The following is a 21523-nucleotide window of genomic DNA, read 5'->3' as shown; positions in this document are numbered from 1 at the left end:
TGTATGATTAATTTATAGCGTCCATCAAATCATTAATCTTTGATAGAATTTGACTTTCTATTCCCGCTGCCCATTTACTCGGCAGACCATAGGCTCTTTGCGAAGTATCCCCTTCATAACCGCCTTCTTCTAATATCAATTCGGTCGGTATATAGCCCATCACATCGTTCGTATACCCCATAACAAAAATTTGATCGCCATACTTTTCCTTTAGTTTAACAGCGTAGCCGATGGTTATTTCACCACCTAGACTAATGATCTTTTGTCCTCCGAAGTCCCAGACTTGTATCGGATAATTCGGATAATTACGGAGTAAAGGCTTACCGGCTTCATACTGTCCAATCAAATTCGAACTCCATTCATAAATGTAACCTTGTCCGGCTTCTTTTTGGATTTGCTTGAGCTCCGATAACGAAGGTGCTGCGCTTAACCCCAGTTCGATAGTTGCAGCGGACGATTTAAAAGAACCAGCTAAAGGTGTCATTTCTTCATTCAGGACACGTTCAACTGCGGCCGCTAAAGATTTACCATATTGCTTGGCTAAAGGGATCGTCCTTCGCGGTAATGGGTTTTGATCGCCTCCGGCACCTTGAAAGAAAAGTGCAGCTGTTCCTGGATATAATTTCTCCAATTCTAGCTGTGCAAATCCAGCATAATCGCCCGACCATTGGTATCCAGATAAAACGGTAGGATGGCAGGCATATCCGAAAACAACTGCCTTCAGATTCCCTTTATTGGTTTCAACTTTAATCGTTGGGACAGCGAAATCATTTGGCCCGTTGAGTTCTTTCAATACGTCAATATCTTTCTCCTGATTTGTGCGTCGGTTTACTTGGATTCTCGAAACACCATTTTTGGCATAAAGGTTTACAGGCTCTAGATCCTTGTGCGCGCGTAGGCTCAATTCAATTAATGTTTCTTTTAGCCATTTGCTGTATTTAACGATTTCCTTCTTATCGGACTCCTTTAACGGGTATATACTAGTTAGTACTTGATCCAAGACTGGCCCCGAATGTGTATGCGAGCAATTGATCAAGATATTTGAAAGTGGAATCGATGTCTTTCTACTAATTTCCGTTCGAACATCAATACCAAATTCGCTACTAATACCGACAACATCGAGCGTTAACAAGGCTGAAGAATTTCCTTTAGCGTCTTGAAAGAAGAGACACTTGGCCCACAAAGGATGCATAGCGCCTTCGGATACTTTGGTTCGACTCGCGTACCCTGCCAACCACATCGGATTTTTAGGTGTAATATCGGCTTTTGCGACGCCGACTTTCCACCCTTCGCTGATAGACTTTCGTGTATTTGCTTGTGATAAAAAAGCGCTTAGAACCATCAAGGATACGATTATTGTAGTTTTCATAATTATTATTCTTTTTGACATGTGCTCGCATTTCATGAAATGCTGTTTCATTCGTAACGGCTGCTTATTTTACCTGTTGCATATTCGCACGAGCCTCTTGTAGCATCTTGTTTGCTACATCGACAAGTTCCAAACCAGCAACTTCGGATCCCGAAGTCCCCTCCTCTACTTCATATCCTCCATGTGGTTTCTCATCTGGCATACAGACATAGTGAACGCCATTGCCATTCGAGTAACCAAGAACCAAAGTTTGCGGGAAAGGTGATTTCTTTCTTAATTCATCCGCTAAGGAAGTCAGCGGTTCGCCCGGTAAGCCTACAATTGCTAATGGCCCAAACGTGATGACTTGTACTTCCGCTTCTAGCATCGATAAACCCGTCCGACTCTTCCCCCGCTCTGAGGTAGGCAGGCTTGTTTTGCGTTGGAAAGTTTGCAAGGGCGACATGGATATCTTAGCACTATATTTATAGGCAGTCGCTGCTAGATCCGCAAGACCAGTTGCCATTTCCTCCACGGCGTCCGGTCCTCGTCGCCAAGGATTGATATCGCCGGCAGCGCCTTGCAAAAAGATAGATTCACCGTCAATTTTTCCTTTCAATTTCTTGGCAGCAGCACTCGGCCAGTCGCCCGAAATATCATCGGAATAAGGGTAAATGGCTACCGCATGCACGGCTAGATGGAAGATACTTGCAATGTTTTTCCCTTTGTGATCACGAAAAGAAACAAGTGACATTGCTCTATCCATTGGCCCAAACGTTGCTCCGCCCATCAATACTTTTGGGTTCCATTCCTCATGCTTGTAGTTATAACCTTTTGGCGTATTTGGATCTTCTACGCCCCATTTAGGTGTACGTGGTCTCCTATTATTCATGTATTCGGAAGCATCGATCCTTCCAATCCAAATGGTCGCTGCTTGCATTGATTTAAGAGCCGCTTTGGTTGCCGCTAGCGTTTCATTGATCAACTGTTGCTTCCATTTAATATAGTGTGGATCTTCGTTTATATTCAAGATATATCGTGTAGTCCACCATGTCTCATTTTCAGATCCTCGAAAACCGCGATTATAAATTGGCGACCAAGGTGCAGAGTGATTATGACTTGCATTCACCAAGATATTCTTCATCGGAATGCCCAATGCTTCGGTAATCTTCTTGCGGACTTCCTCAGTAGCAGACTCATTAGCGTCTACAAGATCCCAAGAAATAATAACTGAGGTATTGTTAAGGCTATCTTTGATGACAAGTGATCTTACATATAGCGAATCTTTAATCTTTAGGTAAGGTTTGCCGGTCACCCAGTTTTTCACATTTGCATTTGGCGTAATATTTCTCTTGCCAATCCCCACCTGAAGACTCGCAGAATTCGAATTACCAAACAAACTAGCTGGTATTACCATCAAAATATAAAGACAAAATAGACTGCTTAGGAAAGTTGGATAAATGCTTATTCTTTTGAAAACCATAGGTTATAAGTTATAATGAGATATTCTCTTTTTAGACAATAAGTCTGACGGGGCTATGTATTTTTATTAATCGCCCATGCAATTGCATGCTCTAAGAGCATAATGAACTTTTTATTTTTAAAATCAGTCGGATAGCCTAGGGATGTATAGAAGATACGACTTTGACCGTAATGTCGCGTCCAGGCAATCGGCTCTGTTTTTTGATCACCCTTTCCATAAAGCAAGACTTGCGCATCGTTTGCCAACAGCGGATCAACCAAATAAAGATTTCCGTCACTGATCCATCGACTTGACTCTATCCCTTTCAATAAGCTGCTTTTTGATTCTTTAATATTCATTTGAACTTCCGTATTTGAAGTCGCTAAAGCGTATCCTCTATTTTCACATCCCAAGACATCGGATACAAATTCAGGCCATTCCTCATGGCCATCAGCCACTTTCTCGCCCTTCATTAATTTGAAAGCATGATTTGCTGTCCTGATTCCAACAAGTCCGGCACCGCGCTTTAGATAGCTTTTCAATTCGGCTATCTGATTCGAAGCTAATGCTAATCGACGTGCAAACACAACAACTAGATCAGCCTCTTTTAGGATTTCAAAATTCGGAAAGCGATAAGAGGTTCGGTTTGATTCCCCTTTTAACACAGTGGTCTTATACTTTTTTGACTTTGCCAAGTAATCAGCGAATTCAGGAATAGTCAAATGTGCCGCATAGTTATCTGGATCTTCACTAATTAAAAACACAATGTGCAGCGGGGCCTTTGTTTTGCCCTGCGCAATTGCTACATCAGTGTTTCCTATACCGATCAGAACGACCAAAAGTAAAAATGCTATGGATCTACTTAGCTTGCTAAGATACCCTTGTGTAGATATGCTGTTATCCATTTTCTATGCTATTATAATCATCAAATATTGATCAGCCTCCTGTTGAGGACAACCTAATGAACTCGTCGCTTTCTAAATAAATACTTCCTTTCTAGCAAAATAACCGCATGCCAGAAAGGAAGCTAGCTCTACCTATTCGTAGCCTGGGTTTTGAGGGAATTCTGCATCGATGTTCAAATCAATATCTGCTAATGGGATTGGCCAACGGAAGTTATGTGGTTTGATAAATGCGCCAGGACAAAGTGGATTATCATTGTATTTTAAGACACGTTCAATTAATTTTCCTGTTCTTCTCAATGTTATAAGTCTCCATTCTTCACCATATAGTTCTCTTGCGCGTTCATCAAGGATATAATCAATATCCACTTTATCTGCCGTTACGGGTTTCGCATTAGATCGCTGACGTACCTTGTTGACATCGGCGGCAGCGAGTGCCTTTTGTCCTGTTGCCAAATAAGCCTCGGCTCTTAATAATAAGGTCTCTGCAAAACGTAAAGCATACCAGTCCTTATGGGTAATACCACCGCCTGAACGATTCGGTTGAAGGAAATAGTTTAGAGGGTCAGTAAACTTCGTATGAATCGGGAATAAAATCTTCAGCGTATCTGCTCTCGGATCTGTTCTCGCTGGATTATAAAGACTGAAATCTATCTTCTTCTTATGGTATGCAGATTCCGGATTATCATAATAGAAATTTCTCTTTAAGTTATGCTCCGCATTCCTAGTGTCATTGTTCCAATTGTCTTTCCACAAATAGTAATACACTAAATTCGTTCCTCTTGCATTTGCAGTAGGCCTGCCCAAGGTATCTGTGTAGCCCGTGTAGGCTCCATTGTAGAACTCACCTCGAATAGCTTTCTTTCCATCTGGCGTCAATCCAATATCGAAATAACGCGGACCAAAGATATAAGCACTCGCAATCTGGCCACCACCTTTAATAAACGGCTCAACCTGTATTATCCACATGGATTCGGTGTTCTCAGGAAGGTTATGATTTCCATATCCAAATAAGTCGAAATAAGGATCTCCAGAACCAAATACATCTTTTCCTAGGCGACCACCAAAACGTCTGGTCATTAGATTATATCCAAAATCATTAATCGCTTTGCTGGAAGCTTCAATAGCTTTCTGTGGCTCTTTAAGTTCAAGGTAAGTTTCTGCTAAAAAGTGAAGTGCTGGACCTTGCGTAATTCTTCCAGGTGCAGCTTCTTCTCTCGGTTTAGGTAGATTTTCTGAAGCAAACTTGAAGTCTTCCACCATTTGTTCATAAACTTTTTTAATTGGATCTCGCACAAAATCTGCCTTCGCCGTACGAATAGGCTCCGTTAGAACAGGGATATCGCCATAAGTGGACGCTAAATTTCTGTACATGAAAGCTCTAAAAAAACGTGCTTCCGCGATGTATACATTCTTGCCCTTTTCACCTTGTACAAAGTCAGCGGGATCAGCTTGACCAACTTTATCGATCAATACATTCGCCCATTGTATCACTTCAAAGCCTACGTTCCAAGTGTCAACAACATTTCTCCAGATAGGCGTCATGTCGTCGTAGGAATTTAAATATAATCCCCCGGCAGCAGGTGTTTCACCATTATAGCCTAAGTCTGAACCTACTGTCGCCCAGTTCATCACACCAAACTCTCCAAAAGAGTAATAGGCAGACCGTACTCGATCGTGAATTGCGGTAACCCCTTGTAGTGCTCCAGCTTCCGTCAGATAGGCGTTATCTGGCGATAGGAAATCTAACGGTTTCTCATCCAATAGACTTTTATCACAAGAGAGAAAAAGTAGAAAAAAGAATGACAACCCTATAAACAGTATCTTGCTTATTATTTTTTTAATCGTATTCATATCAGATAAATTTTCAATATGTAAATCAACTTGCTAAAAAGAAACATTTAAACCCACGACTACGTTCCGCATAACAGGAATGTCACTTGCACCACTCTCTGGATCCCATCCTTGCCATTTAGTCCATACATATGGATTCTTGCTGGAAACATAAATCTGCGCATTCTGCATATTGAGCTTCTTTAACAATTCATTTTTGAAACTATAACCTAGTGAGATATCTTGGATGCGGACGAAGCTTCTGCTTTGGTAGATTCCACTTTGTCGCAACGGCACATTATAGATACCTGTGGTATTCGTTGTTGGTGCTAAGGGGCTCCAATATGGGTTAACAGCTGAATTGTTATGTCTATCTGGGAAGTAATAAAGCGGGTTGGCATTTTCCACATTGTTTGCCATGTAGCGATTACTTCCACCTTGAATCGAATTTATGAAAACCGATAGGCTAAAGTTCTTATAAGAAAATGTGTTATTGATACTAAAGCGGTAGCTAGGCGATGTATAGCCAATTACCGTCCTGTCGTTTGTCGGATCGATTACATTGTCTTTTGTACCTTGATCTACGTATTTGAATTGACCAGGATACCAGCCTTCCAATACTTCCCCACGAAAGAACTCGTCTTCCGTCCAGACGCCACCTGCCATTTCGTAGTCGTAAATAGCACCTAACGACTTTCCAACAAACCATGAGTTACCTATATCGCTATCATTTCCATCTCCATAAAGACGCGTCAATTTATCTCTATTCAATGCGAATGTTAGACTAGTCTCCCAACGAAAAGCTCCTGTTAGATTTAGCGATTTGATATCTAGCTCGATACCTTTATTACTTGTTGCTCCTATATTAGTCCAGATATCAGCATAACCAGCCATACGAGGCAATTTCCGTCTGACTAAAATGTCGGAAGTTTTCGAGGAATATAGATCCAATGCTCCTGTAATTCTATTTTTCAGAAAACCGAAATCGATACCGGCATTGATTGAAGAAGTCGTTTCCCAGCCTAATTCAATATTACCTAAGGTACTTGGGTAAATACCAATAGCAGTATTTTGTCCATAAACATAGTCCCTAGTTCCCATTCTAGACTGACTAGAATAGCGGCCGATACCTTGATTTCCATTCTTACCATAAGATGTTCTAATCTTTAGGTATACATCCTCAGGCTTAAAGAATGGCTCTTCAGAAAGTACCCAAGCAACAGAAGCAGAAGGGAAGTTAGCCCATTTATTAGTCTCTCCGAAGCCGGAAAAACCATCCCTACGAATTGTCGCTGTAAATAGATATCGGGACATAAAACTATAATTGGCTCTCGCCATATAGGATATACTGTTTTCCTTATAGGCACTGGAACCCACTGTTGCCACTTCACCCAATCCCATATTATTGTAGCCCAAGATTTCATTGTTGAATCCAGAAGCATTCAAAGTCGATCCATTACCTGTCCGACCTTCCGTACTAAGCAATAAGGTTGAGTTGATTTGATGCTTACCAAATGTATTGCTATAGCTTAAAATATTATTGATTGCCCAATCTTTCCCTTCCGATGGTGATTTCACAGCGGCACCGCGATTACTCACCCCTTCAGGTGTTTTACTGGAATAAAAGGTGTTGTTATTGCGACTTGAATAGACATAAGAATAATTAAAGTCATAAGCTAATCCTTTTACCCAAGGTGCATCTATACGTAATCCACCAACACCAAAGAATTCTTTACTAACGTCAGAATTATCGACGTATAGACCAATCAAAGGATAGGGTTGGAATAGTTCTCCTCCCAGATAGATATCATAATCATCTTGTCCGATATGATTGTTTACTAAGGGACTGGCTTTTCTTGCCGTCGCTAAACTTGCAGGTATCCCCGAGTTATCAATATTACTAAACGATGTATTTAAGTTAATCTTCAACCACTCATTCACTCTAGATTCGATATTACTGTGCATTGTAATCCGTTTCATTCGATCATTTAGCTGAACGCCTTCTACATCGGAATAAGATCCAGAAAGATAATAGTTGGTCATATCCGACTTACCTTGCAAACTCAAGTTATAATACTGCATTGGTGCTGTTTGCAAAACCTCATCAACCCAGTCAATAGACTTTCCTGCTAAGTAGTTTTCCTTTTCTTCTAGCGTTCTCAGATAATTAGCAACCACATTTCTATCCGTTACATCAGGTCTTACAGGGCGTGTCGAAGCGTCTGTAGGCTTTGTTTTATACCAGTTATATACTTTACTTTGCCAATCCCAATCCACCAAACGAACAGCAAACTCATCGCCGTCCATTACACGCATTGGATTATTCGTCATATCCTGAACTCCAGCATAGGTGTTAAAAGAGATAACAGGCTTTTCTGTCTTTCCTTTTTTTGTTGTAATCAACATTACCCCATTCGCTGCACGCGATCCATATACGGCAGCGGCACTTGCATCCTTCAAAATATCTACGGACTCCACATCATTCATATTGATATTGTTGATGCTACCATTATAGATAACACCATCAAGTACAATAAGTGGTCTATCTGAAGCTGAGAGTGAAGTCTGTCCCCTAATCGATAAGGAAGGCTCGCTGCTTGCGCCACCTCTAGATTCTAAGTTCACCCCAGAAGTTGCACCAATTAGCGACTGAAGCAAGTTTGTGTTTGCCTGCAAAGCCTTGTCGGCCATGTTTATCCGAACCACCGAACCTGTTAAATCAGATTTCTTTGCCGTTCCATAACCAATAACAACAACACCTTCCAAATCAGAGGAAACCTCACGCATTTCAATTTGAAGCGAAAGGGTACTAGCCAAATTAATGCTCACACTCTCATAGCCTAACAAACTTGCCGTTAAGCTTTCTCCTTGATTTCCCTGGATGGTGAATTTCCCTTGTTCGTCTGATTGAACCGCAGCATTCTTCACTTTTACGGAAACCCCGGCTAGCGGACTCCTAGTATCCGCGTTGAGAATAACACCCTCGTATTTTCGTGCTTCTTGTCCATAGAGCTGCATGGACATCACTAAAAACCAGATGGTTAATAGAAATAGTTGTGATTTTTTCATCATATTTAGATTATTCATTTAGGTGATTGTATAATGATATGAGTTAATAGTAATAGAATTCATGCTGTTAAAACCGACACTATTCTCCGACACACATATGGTACTTCAATCTTTAATCTAAAAAGGTTCCTAGGGGCAAACTATTAGAAGCATCACTTCTAGGACAAAAACTAGGGACCTCTTGCTTTCAATAATATAGCGTCAATACACGCTTGCATTTTTTAGTAGAATAGCGTTGTCAAAACAAGGAGAATGACTCTTCCTCCTGCTGATAGTAGTCGTACTTGTCGACATCTCGAATTGAACTATAAACTATATCTTAAATGCGTTATATCATTGAAATTAATTCCACTATAATATTCACTGCAGGCATTTGAATAAGCTAAGTATCAGTATATGCTGATCTTCATTTTCTAAAAGGAATAACACGTACTAGTACAGGATGATTCCATACGAACTGCTTTTTCAGAACTGCAAAAATTAATTTCCTGAACGTTCTACGGGAGTAATTTGGTAAATTTGAAGACAGCAATTCGTATTCACACTACTTGCAATCTTCATCATCATAATTTAGTTTATACCATTATCGTTCACGTACCCGATATTAGAAGGCAAAGGTTACAACAAGTATAAGATTTATAATTCTGTTATTGAAAACTAACGTTTTATAAAATTGTCACAATTATGTCACAGTGAAATAATGGAGGAATAAAATGCATGAATTCAATAAATAAGTTGGAGCATTGAAGTCTGTTTATAAAAAATGAGCGAATTATGTAACAAAGCTTCGCTCTTTTAATAGAATAATTGTCAAATCAAGATCTACCCCAATATGGCTCAAGAAGTGTTTATTTACACAGACGAACCAAAACATTATTTTCTACATCAATGACCAACTACCCTATCAACAGCTAATTTAGAATCCCTCGTGAACTCTGAAAACAGCACCCACCATATAAAGCTCCACTCCTACACAAAAAAAGCTGTCCATTACAGACAGCTTTCCTATTAAAATACGATAATAGCCGATTATCTAGGTAAGCTATCAGGTCTATTCATTCTATATTTTGTCGCCGTCGTGGCTTTCAAAAAAGCCGCAATAGCTTGAATCTCTTCTTTACTTAAATCCAAACGCTTTAATAATGGATCAGTTCTCGGGTACATAGGGTCGGCATGTTGCTCCGCATTCTTAGGATTATTCATCACCATACCACTATTATACAGATTGAGTAATCCTGTGATATCTTCAAAAAGACCATTATGCATCCAAGGACTTGTGTTCATCACATCTCGAAGTGATGGCGTACGAAACTTACCTACATCTTTCGGGTCCTTAGTTACCAAATAGCGACCTAGATCTTCATATTTTCTTTTATAGTAAGTCAAACCTATATTATGGAAGTCTTCGTCTGTTAAAAACTCTCCATGATGGCAGTTTATACATCTCGCTTTGGTGCGGAAGAGGTGCATACCCTGAATCTCGACGTCAGTTAAAGCACTATACTTTCCATCGAGGAACTCATCAAATCGACTTCTACGACTAGTAAGCGTGCGTTGAAATGCTGCCAATGCCTTAAGAACTTCAGGCATAGAAAAGTCTTCATCACCGAACGCCTCTTCAAACATTTGTCGATAACCAGGGATTGCCTTCAACTTAGGAATCAACTTCGTTAAATCCATTGCCATCTCATTGTGCGCTTCAATGGGTGCCAGCGCTTGCTCTTCCAGTGTTTTCGCACGACCATCCCAAAATAGCGATTTACGCGCGTAAACATTAAGTAAGGATATTGTATTACGAGTCCCGACCAAATGATCATGACCGACTGGAACCGTCGAATGATCCGCCCAAGAGGTTTGCGGATTATGACAAGAACTACAGGAAATCTGATTAGAACCCGATAAAATAGGATCGAAAAACAAGATCTTTCCCAGCTTAATATCTGGTCGTTCCATCAAACTAAAATAGCTGGTATCAATCTTCGGTAAAGATTTAAACTCCTGCCAATTTACGCCCGTATCAATCGTGGGCTTAGGCCATTCGCTTATGGGACGACTATACAAATCACGGATGGAGTCTTGCTTATCGTGAAGAAAAGCACTACAGATAATGATAATAAAAATCGAAACTAGCGATACTAATTTATTCTTAGTCATATGCTACAAACTAAAACGTGCGCCAATTTGCGCTTGCCACAGGTTATATTTATCTTTCTGCAAAGATAAGTTGTTTTTATTAGGCTCGCCTAACACAGTCAGAAATTGATTGCGCAAAAACAATTTCGCGCCGCGCATCTTCATCGCCTTCGGCAACACGTATGCTAAATTGAAATCCACCCCAACAGGTTCCAAATTGAAATAATCAAAGTCCGGATAGACTATACTTTTCGTAAAAACATTGACCTGCGTGCTAGGCACAGTTAGCTTATTAGACAGACTCATGGTATAATTCGGGATCAACTCGGTTTCCAAAAAGTTTTTTCCAATATTAAAGATGCGTCTAATTTGAACTTGAAGCTTAAGCTGTTGATAAGTATGCTGATGAGCAGCAGCGGCATCTAACTTATCCATACTTTGCCAATCCCCTCCTAAACCAAGTGTCCATAATTTATTTTGGTAAGCATAATTCAAATTGATGTTGGTATTAGTAACCAAATAATTCGCTGAACGGAGATTGTAATTCAAGTCCAAACCTCTTTGATAAATGAAATCAAGAAAAAACAAATGTTGTTTTTCGGAAGATTGCTTCCAATGAACCTGCGTCTGACTATTTAGCGTCTGCAAATTAAATTCACTACGTTTATAATATTGCTTACGCATTTTCTGATCGAATGTGCTATTTGTTATCTTTCGTTCGAAACGCAATGCACTATATAACTCAATGCGTTCTGATTGTAAGCTATAGGCTAAATTAGCCCCCAAATACTGATCATATTTCCGCATATTACTCGAGTCCTTTTGAGATATATAACCAAATCCCTGATTCGTATAGTAAATACGATCTGGAAAAAGCATACTCGTGCCATACATTGGATTTTTATATGCAATGCCGCTCTCCTCATCTCCATAACCAAATAAAAATCCGCCAGAAATTAAACCTTTACCTATCTGAGAACTAATAAAAGGATTAAATCTAATCGCTACGGAAGCCACATTCGGACGCGGATCGACAGACCTTGTTGTCCAGTGCATATTGTAGTCAAATTTCAATCCAGGTTGGAAATACGGATTAAAACCAGCGTAACGAACTTGGACATTTCCGTTAAAATTTTGACGTTCATATCTCCCTGATTTTTCAACAAAGTAATAAAACGGAGAAACATCATCGTTTATCCCCTGCAGCGTGTTCGCAAGACTATCCTCCCAAATTCTATTGAACTTAAAATGTCCAGAAATAATAAAGCTATCGATTTGCGATATACCGAATGCATTAAACTCCGCCAGGTTTTGCTGATAAGCATCTTTAGCTCTTCGATACTCGCCTTTTCTATGTTGAAAAGAAAGTTCAGCCTCTCCAATATTATAGTCCTTTAGCTGCGTCCTAACGAGCTGTGGATTCTCAAAGTGGAACAGTAATTTCTGTTGTGATGGCAAATCTAACAGCAAAGAGTCTCTGCTGAATAACTGCTGTCCAAAGCAGTTATAGCAAAAAAGAACGAAAAGTATTGAAAAGCTAAACTTAAGCATCGTACTAATTAATCAATAAATGAACTTGCCGATTTAGAAACATCAGCTTTTTGCAAATAGCCGAAGTCTGCCTCGGAGTTATTGCTATCTTTCAAAATCCGGCGACCATTAACTATTTTTAAGGTCTTACGCACTAAAGACTGACTAGAATATTGCCCGCCTGGTACAAACGTACGTCCTGCATCCAAAGTTGTTGGCAAACGTTTAGGAACTCTTGAGGAAGCAACTGGATGCTGTAATTCTACGGCATCTACAATAATCGACGCGGGGATCTGTCTATACGTTTTCGTCTCTGCCGTTATCGATCTTACTTCGGGAGTTGCATAATTTTTTAGACTTTCCATATTTATATCCGTACCTCTCGTATCGGCAATAAAAATGGCTTCGCGTCCCAAAGCATTTAATATTAAATCATTTCCACTAGACACATGTAGCACATCCACATTAGGCACACTAATATTATCCACATCAAAACGATATGGGGTATGGGCGCTATTATCCGTTGGTCTTAAGAATTCAATTAAATTAACTTCGAAATAAGCTAGATTTAAGTTTACCGTCAACGCAGGGTCTGTTACTGTTACCGGTGCTGAGGTATTCGACTCGTATGAATTGGTATGATCAACAGCAGTTGCTGCAATAATTATGCTTTGACCAGGTTGAATCGGATGTTTTTTACCAGTTCCATCACTCGGAATACGGAATAATGTATGTGCATAAATATAATCAACATTCGCATCTTTTCCTGCATCAATGCTCATACCAACAGCTTTTGACCAATCATATTGTCCACTTTCCAAGTTGTATTCACTTACTTTAGCATTGTTAATTCCAATTACTTGACCGAAGTACAGACTATCCGCATAAAGAACTTGGTTAGAGTTATTATAAATCTCTAAAAAAACATCTCTAAAGGAGGCACCTGTTGCAACGTTGGAACCTACATAATAAATCTGTTTAAAAACTAGATTCCCTGTTTTTCCAGCGATTAGTTCGATAGGCAGCGTTTTATCATCAAAGACTTCCACATTATCTGAGCTTCCAGAAAAATTAACGGCATCTTCGACATAATAGCCTGCAAGTTCCATATACTTCTCCGCAGTAATACTTAAAGTCGCACTTAACGTATAGGAACCGGGAGTAACACTTTCAAAAACGGCCTTACCATCCGCCTGTACTGTAGTCTGGTAGGTTGAACCATTCGTTTTATTGGTTATAGTGACACTTGCACCTTCCGTAGTGATTTGCAAATTTTCGTCACTCTTGACTTTAGCCTCTACTGTGAATTTTACAGCACGTGTTAATTCGGGCACCTCTTGACAGCTCGACAGCGTGAAAATAAGGAAAGCAAAGATTACTGAATTGAATTTCATGGGTTAAAATTTTATGTTTGTGCCAATAGTGAAGCTTGGTCTTCTGTTATACTTATAAATTCTTTCAATCCCGGAAGACGTTACCGAGTAATGTTCTGGACGTATGTTAAATAGGTTGTAGGCATTGAGGTTTATTCTGAACTTCTTATTAATTTCCTTCACTAAGGACATATTGACAATGCAATAAACGAAGGGTAAATCCTCCGAAACCATATCTTCAGAAATTCGCTTCAAACCATTCATTACCTCCGTCGAGAGTGGAGCCTCTGCAACAGTTTTGTAAAGTCCATTGGAATTATAATAAGCGACAGGCAAAATCGAATTGCTCGACCTAAGTCGGTCCCTCCAGAATACATCAGCACTAAAATTAACGATAAAGCCTACTTTAGGAATATGGGTCGAACTGTTTAGTTTGGACATGATCTGCAATTGATTTCCTTCATTGGGATCATATACTGCATAGGTCATACTGGTTTGATCAGGAAGAATAATCTTATTATTTTCTATTTGTATACGTAAAGGTTGAGTTCGTTTATAAGCGCTGTAATACACGTTATTTAGAATAGAAAAGCTCGTTTTAATCGCTTTAATTTGATTGAAATTAATCATCCAATCCAAACCAATGGTCTCTGATTTGGCTCCATTCGTCATCTCATAACCATAGAATCCGAAATAATTACTTGTGGTTCCTGCTTCCGAATAGCTAATTTCCCCAGAGATAGGGTCAACCTCGTAATTATAATTAGGCAAGGTATAATGGTGATCAGAATTTACTGTTTCGAATCCGTTCCAATTTTGCTTGAAGTAGGTGTATAATGCAGAATTCAAGATCGAGCCTTTGTACTGCATACCTAACTCTAACTGGGATGACATGGATGGTTTCAAATGTGCATTATCTAATATCTTCTTATCCGTATACACTAAGTAAAGAGCCTTGGACAAATCTCCAGCGTATATTTTCAATAATTCAATATCGATAAAAACGGGTGCTGGATACATATGTGCTAGCGTTGGTGCCTTCGAAGAAATCCCGAAGGACGCCGTCGACGACCATTGATCATTCCACTTAAAACTTGTATTCACTCGTGGTTGTAGCGTTAAAAAGCCATTTTGAATATCCGCTCGCAATCCTAAGTTCGCCTGATAAGCACGTGTACCGATCGTTCCGCGTATACTATTTTCTATAAATAGTCCCCAATTTTGGGCATTGGGAAGATGCTCAAAATCATAGGCCCGTTCATTTCCCCCACCATTCAATAACCATCGTGGGCGATCCGGATCACTAATAATACCTTGTCCGCCATTGTTTGACAAGCTGTAATTAATGCCATAGCTTAATTGATGCTTCGACGATCCCCATTCAAATTGGCTTGAGGCATCCAGTCTCGCCCCAAAGTTGATTGGAATGCCGACAATTTCTTCTTCCGCACGATAACTACCGTTGCTAAAATAGCCCTTATAAATACCCGTCGTGTCTTTTATTGTTATAGCGGTAATCCCCCGATTCAGAATATATTGTTTATAAGAGTTTTGCTTCGACCTTGAAAAGTTTACATTAAAATTGGCCGTATTTAGCCATTTGATATTGGTCGGGATGGCTAAACGGTTGGAAATGGAAAATCCCTTATTCGTAAATTTTGAGGATTCCTTTTGATCATCATCTGGATCTAAACGCCGATGATCATTTCGATAATTATAGTCGAAAGACAAAGTATTCTTTATATCATTACGGAATCGCTTCGTCCACATGAGCGATTGATTGATACGATTAAAAGTTTTGATTTTATCTCTTGGATCCGCGTTGGAATTGGTATAATTCGTCGACACATTTAAAGCTCCGATCTTCCCAAGTTCAAAGCCCTTGCTGATACCTGTCGAAACCGATCCACCATTGAGTTGAAGATTGACAGCCCATGGCGACGATCCCGCTTGGCGATTGATAATGATTGCTCCGTCCGTAATCTCACCATATTTAGCTGATGCTACTCCTTGGATGACTTCAATACTTTCGATATTATTCACCGGGATTTCTCTCAAATCAATCCCTTGAAAAGCAACGTCATAATTTTTTGAACTTTGCATTCCTAAATACGAATCGTTAAAACCAACTCCCGAGAGTGTTGCGCTAGTCATCCCCCAGCGACTGGCGGACCGACTTTGCATATTTGCATCATTACTCAAATACATATCGTCCATAATAATGGCGATACCTAAGGAATTATTCAGATTAAAAACATTATCAGCACCAGAACCGCTGGTATTTCCACCACGCAGCGTAAAGGTCTCCACTTGGTTTACATTGGGGGCGATATTGGCTTTCCCAGGTAAATTTTTCAAAACATCTTGTAGACTAAAAGCCTGCGTTGCCTCAATGGTTTCTTTATCGAAAAAAATGGAGGAATTACTGTTCTTGGTATTCTGGTAGGTTGGAATAATATTTACGCCTTGCAGAGTTAAACTTAATTCTTCGAGTACAAAGGATTGAAACCGCGAAAAATCTTGACGCCTGATACGCGTTTGTAGGGTCTTCTTGCCAACATGGTAAATCGACAACTGTACTGCATCCTGATTAGTAAAAATGCTAATGGAAAACTCTCCGTTGTCATTAGATGAGGTTACTTGCTCACCGTTATTGATCCGAATAGTAGCAAAAGCTAGAGGCTTATTCTTATCGTTTACTACTCTCCCTCTTAGCGAGGTGATTTGTCCAAATGAATAAGGAATGCCCGCAAAAAAAAGCATTAGAACGAGAAGGCAGATTAAGCGATTCACTTTTATTAAGATTAATTATAAATAGCAAAAGAACATAAAAATGGTTATTTAAAAAAACTCTTTTTAAATTTTCTCTTCTTTTTATTTCTTAATTAACTGGATTTCAACAACTCTAAAACCTTACATAACTAACTTGGTTATGTTAAATATCTCTTTAAATCAATCTTGGTTTATACAGTATTTTATTCATATACGGCAGAAACTTTTTTATAGACGTGAACCTACTGTTTTCTCGATTTCGTACTAGGACCCTCTGTCTAGATCCCTTTCACATCCCTTTCACTTCCCTTTCAAACCCCGTTCACATTCTGTATCTATGGGTTATGAAAGGGAGTACGTAAAAGCAGATAAGATCTCTAATATTTACCTTACATATACTTAGGCCTTTCAGTCTTTACTTCGATTTAGCTTGCAATAGTTTTAGTAGGTATTCCCCCTTTAAAGACTCTTGATTTGTTGAAATAAAAGAATAACGATCAATAACTTTTGCCAGTAAGGGTAAATCATAATAATTCAGCGCGTTTGGTACAATACTAGGCACGACGTTCGAATCATAATACTCGGTGTCGACTATTTCTTGATAAGTGGTCAATTTACCTAGGGCAATAACCTGCTGAAAAGGATTCTCGAAATAAGCGGCATGCAGCAAACTCGCTATGCTATTATCCTGAGCAACAGCAACAATCGCTTCAGCAGCATACTCCCGCTTCAACAAATCCGCTAATGCAAGAATATCATTTGCCTGCAAACCCACTGTTGTCTGTCCAATTTGCAAGCCCATATAGGCGAGGTTATAGGAAACATTGTTGATAAACGCATCGCCTTTATAAGTGCCAGGACCTACTTCACCCGTCCCAATTAGGTCAGGACACACAATCGTATATCCTTGATGCACTAAATTGACAAAATTATCCTCTTTTCCAACGACATCTTGTTTTCCTTGCTCCGCGAGCCAAAGGATGAACTTACCATTGGTCTTTTCTGGTTTAATGAGTAGGTATGGCAAAATATATCCGGCATCCGTATAACTGAAAAATTTCTCGATATTATAACCCTTACCTAGTATCCTACCGGTATAAACTGGACTTTGTAAGGGTTTCATCGATACAAATCCTGTCATGTCTTTTAGCTGCTGCTTTCCTTGGCTTGATTTCAAGAAATCTAGACTCGCTTGTCCTCGTAAATTTTCTTTTAATTTATCCGCATTTTGCTTATTCAGTCTAAATACGGAGCTGCTTTGATAGGAACTATTGACTTGGCCAGTCGGACTTACTTTCAATTGCTCCTCAGTCGGTAAAGTGACCTCTTCATCTACTACATTGCCGGGATTCGCTAGTGCTTGTTGGAAGAAAGCATATAAGGCCAACCGGTTATTTTTGGTGGAGGCATGTCCTGCATCATCTTCTACCATCGACAGGTTGGCGGCTTGCCCCCCGTAGAGTTTAGATAAGCGTTCAGCCTCGGAAAACGTTTCGCGCGTACCTTGAATATTGAATATATCGTTTCGTGTGGCAACCAGTAAAGTCGCTTTAGGTAAGCGAGCTATCATAAAGTCGGCATGATCGATTCCTTGTTTGATGCCGCTATTTAAGTTTTGTTCGGCGTCTTGAGGACCTTTATTTTGGTACAGTCTTTCAAAATTCGTTAAATAATTCTCTATTGCAACTGCTTTTACCCGATCATCAACGGCACCTAGATAAGCCGATTGTGTACCACCTCCCGATCTACCGGTTACTCCGATTCGTTTTGAATCGACGTCTTTGCGTGAAACGAGATAGTCAATCGCCCGAATACCATCCCAGACCATATAATTAATCATATTGTCGCCTGCAGCCAATAGCTGTATCGAAGGATAAGAATGTTCTTGGGTCGGACTTGCGAATTTGGATTTCTTGCTTTGCGGATCAAAGTATTGCAGTCGTTCTCCCTGCCCTACCGGATCAAATGCTAAGACAATAAATCCCTTTTTAACGAGATTTAAAATGACATGCTGATAAGTATCCGAACGATACCCTGTCTCACTATGTCCGCTGCAATAAACTATCGCTGGAGCAGGCTTTTTCAGATTTTTAGGTAAATAGAGTGAAGAGCTGACAAAAAAATTCTTACGCGATTCAAATACGATGTGTTCGATGCTGTAATCGGCAAAGTTTACTTTCCCGACCTGCTTCGCATTCAAAGACTCTGCTTTCGGAAATTCGCCTATTGCTTTCTTTATCTGCTCTTTCTTTTTCACCTGCCAAGCTTGCAGTTCTGCAAGCGTATTGATTTTATCAACTGTTGATTTCCGTTGATTTAAGTAATTGATAGACTGATGATAATAGTGCTCATACAAAGAGTTCGGAGCGTCGCGATGCATAAACCATCCAGGTGCCAATACACTGCCTTCTTGCTGAGCAACGGTGACATTCAGGAAGATAACCATAGCCAGCATTCCACAATAGAGCGATCGATAGGAAATTTTCATATACTTATTTAGGTTGATGTTAGATTGATTACTTACCCCGCTATTCTACCCTACAAAAAATAGACCCTAGCCCCATGTTCTTAGTTCATAGGTAAGATAAAATGTTCCAAATCGTCCCAATAAGCAATAAACTGCGAGTAGCTTCGATTGTATTAAAAAGCAATCAAGCTAATCGCACTGGTCCTTATTGTTTTAAGATCCAAGCCACCATTTCTTGAACATCCTCTTTTTTCAAATTAGGATGCGCAGCCATGGCAACTTTCCCCCATACACCACTCCCTCCTGTCATGATCTTTTTTACCAAGATCGACTCGGCGTCTTTATTATCTTTATAATGTTTTGCTACTTCTTTATATGATGGGCCGACGGATTTCTTATCTATAGCGTGGCATGATTTACAGTCTGAAGCTTCAATTAAGCTTTGTCCGCGCGGAATGGCGGCTTGTTGATGTCCGATTGTATTCGCAGCATTGCCAGCCTGAGCACCGGTTGTTTTCCCTGCTTTTCCAGAGCCAGCAACGTAATCGAAGCGAGCTACCGCAGCGTCTGGATTCTTACTAAACCAACCACTTCCATACTCCAATACATATATCTTACCATCCGGGCCAACCTCCATATCAATTGGTGCTGCTAACTTCATGTTGCTGATAAAAGGCTCCATCTTGTCAAAATCGCCATTCGGTTGCATGGAGACCAACATCACCCAACCTCTAATCCAGTCATAGATAAATAGTTTTCCATCGTAATAATCAGGATAACGCGTCTCTTGCGGAAACATTGAAGAATAGTAAACAGGACCTGCTTCAGCATTTCGCCCGCCATTTCCAACTTGTGGAAACTCAGGTGAATCGGCATAAGGATACCAAATAAATGCGGCTTGAGCTGTTGGTAATTCTTTTAAACCCGTATTGTTGCGGGAATCGTTGATTGGTTTTTTCGGATCAAATGCGGCGCCTTTTTCGCCTGTTTCATAATTGTGCGCATGGTAGGCGTAATTGTTACCGATAAAATATGGCCATCCAAAGAAACCTGCACTACGTGCTTGATTAACCTCATCGTATCCTCGAGGTCCTCGACCCAATGAATCTTTGCTAGCATCTGGTCCAACCTCACCCCAATATAAGAATCCTGTTTTCTGATCAATTGAAATACGGTATGGATTCCGATTTCCCATCACATAAATCTCAGGACGTGTATTCGCTTGCTCTTTTTTAAATAGGTTACCTTCAGGAATAGCGTAAGTCCCATCGGCATTCATCTTAATTCTTAAAATTTTACCGCGTAAATCGTTAGTATTTCCTGATGTACGTTGTACATCGTATTGTTCATGTCCTACACGTGAGTCTTTTGGAGAATAACCGTCACTTACGAATTTTTGTCCTTCTTCATTAAATGGCGTAGAGTTATCGCCCGTTGATAAGTAAAGTAGATTATCCTTTCCAAAAGCTAAGGATCCTCCGGTATGGCAACAGATATATCGTTGCGAATAAAATTGTAATATTACTTTTTCTGATTTCAAGTCTAGCTTCTTATTCTTAAACTCAAATCTCGACAGACGATTAACCGAAGTATCTTTAGGACTATAAAATGCGTATATATAGTTGTTTTTTGCAAAGTCAGGATCCAAAGTTAAGCCCATAAAGCCTTCTTCCGCACTTACTTTCGGAATACCGGTATCATGGTAAACATCTAACATTCCGACCTGCTCTAACTTATTCGTCTTCTGATCGAGCAATAATAGCTCACCTCTGCGCTGTGCAATCAGTATTGTTAAATCGGGTAGAATAGCCATTTCTGTAGGCTCGAAAAGTTCGCCATAAGCCATGGCTACTTTTGTAAAATCTTCTTCCGCAGGAACGGGTTTAGATTTTGCTTTTGTGTAAACTAACTCTAAGTTTTTGCCGATTGCAAATTTTAAGCTATTGGAAACATTCGTTAGATATGATTCGTCCGAAAAAACAGCATTTGAATACTTATCCTCCATCTGAATTGATGCAGCACGTCCTCCATCGACTTCTTGTTGCGAAACAGCATGCGCATCCTTATCTGTAAATAGTCGACGATACCATTTCCAATCAACTTCTGTATTTTGAATCGATTCCAATGCTAATACACCACCCCCTGCTTGTATGTAACGCTCAAAAGCAACTTCTTGAAACTTATTCAAGATGTTTCCAGAGGTGTTTAATAATACAACGGCAGAATAATTCTTTAACGAATCTTCATTGAATAAGGTAGCATTCGTACTTGTATCAACCTTGATTTTATTCTCCTTTGCCCAATTGAGTAAAGCTGCACTTCCTTCGGCATTTGTGTTTAAGGTATCTTTATCGGATTTACTGAAGACGAGTACACGAGGATCACCGGATCTTTTTTGTTGGCAAGAGGACAGCGCTGCTACACAAAACAACAGCATACATGTTTTCATGAAATTGGAAGCAATCATTATTGAATATCTATTGGGTTTAGGTTCTGAATTAATATATCGTAAGCGCAAAAGTTCACTAAAAGCTTTGTGCTTATTTTTTTTAAAGATAATAATCTTCACCTATTTTTTCGGCAAATGTGGCTATTAATTTAGCGTTGCTTAGCTTATCTAAGCTAAAATAAAAT

Annotated in this window: 11 protein-coding genes; all 11 read right to left on the bottom strand. The window is 39.7% G+C overall.

Going from position 1 to position 21523, the window contains the following annotated elements; translation table 11 throughout:
- Positions 1-7 precede the first annotated feature (7 nt).
- Entirely contained in the window at positions 8-1369 is a 1362-nt protein-coding gene (locus GFH32_RS07460) for a neutral/alkaline non-lysosomal ceramidase N-terminal domain-containing protein (protein WP_153510752.1), read from the bottom strand.
- A gap of 64 nt (positions 1370-1433) precedes the next feature.
- Positions 1434-2765, bottom strand: a complete 1332-nt coding sequence (locus GFH32_RS07455; protein ID WP_228384252.1) for a neutral/alkaline non-lysosomal ceramidase N-terminal domain-containing protein — start codon at positions 2763-2765, stop codon at positions 1434-1436.
- A gap of 119 nt (positions 2766-2884) precedes the next feature.
- A complete protein-coding gene (locus tag GFH32_RS07450) occupies positions 2885-3715 on the bottom strand; it encodes a ThuA domain-containing protein (protein WP_153510748.1) in 831 nt (276 codons plus the stop codon).
- 132 nt (positions 3716-3847) lie between these two features.
- Complete coding sequence (locus GFH32_RS07445) at positions 3848-5566, bottom strand: RagB/SusD family nutrient uptake outer membrane protein (protein ID WP_153510747.1); 1719 nt, start codon at positions 5564-5566, stop codon at positions 3848-3850.
- Between the two features lie 33 nt (positions 5567-5599).
- A complete protein-coding gene (locus GFH32_RS07440; RefSeq protein WP_160366824.1) occupies positions 5600-8617 on the bottom strand; it encodes a SusC/RagA family TonB-linked outer membrane protein in 3018 nt (1005 codons plus the stop codon).
- A gap of 1026 nt (positions 8618-9643) precedes the next feature.
- Positions 9644-10768: a cytochrome-c peroxidase gene (locus GFH32_RS07435; protein WP_153510743.1), complete on the bottom strand. Its 1125-nt coding sequence runs from the start codon at positions 10766-10768 to the stop codon at positions 9644-9646.
- A gap of 3 nt (positions 10769-10771) precedes the next feature.
- On the bottom strand, positions 10772-12205 hold the full coding sequence (locus tag GFH32_RS07430) for a DUF6850 family outer membrane beta-barrel protein (RefSeq protein WP_160366823.1): 1434 nt from the start codon (positions 12203-12205) through the stop codon (positions 10772-10774).
- A gap of 101 nt (positions 12206-12306) precedes the next feature.
- Positions 12307-13671 (bottom strand): DUF4876 domain-containing protein, encoded by a 1365-nt coding sequence (locus GFH32_RS07425; RefSeq protein WP_153510740.1) that lies wholly within the window; start codon positions 13669-13671, stop codon positions 12307-12309.
- 3 nt (positions 13672-13674) lie between these two features.
- Entirely contained in the window at positions 13675-16413 is a 2739-nt protein-coding gene (locus tag GFH32_RS07420) for a TonB-dependent receptor (protein ID WP_153510738.1), read from the bottom strand.
- Between the two features lie 424 nt (positions 16414-16837).
- Entirely contained in the window at positions 16838-18910 is a 2073-nt protein-coding gene (locus GFH32_RS07415) for an alpha/beta hydrolase family protein (RefSeq protein ID WP_153510736.1), read from the bottom strand.
- Positions 18911-19094: 184 nt separating this feature from the next.
- Positions 19095-21338, bottom strand: a complete 2244-nt coding sequence (locus tag GFH32_RS07410) for a PQQ-dependent sugar dehydrogenase (RefSeq protein WP_160366822.1) — start codon at positions 21336-21338, stop codon at positions 19095-19097.
- Positions 21339-21523: the final 185 nt, after the last annotated feature.

Source organism: Sphingobacteruim zhuxiongii (assembly GCF_009557615.1).
In the GTDB taxonomy this organism is placed as follows: Bacteria; Bacteroidota; Bacteroidia; order Sphingobacteriales; family Sphingobacteriaceae; genus Sphingobacterium; species Sphingobacterium zhuxiongii.
Note: the sequence above shows the minus strand (reverse complement) of the source record. Positions and strands in the feature narration are given on the sequence as shown.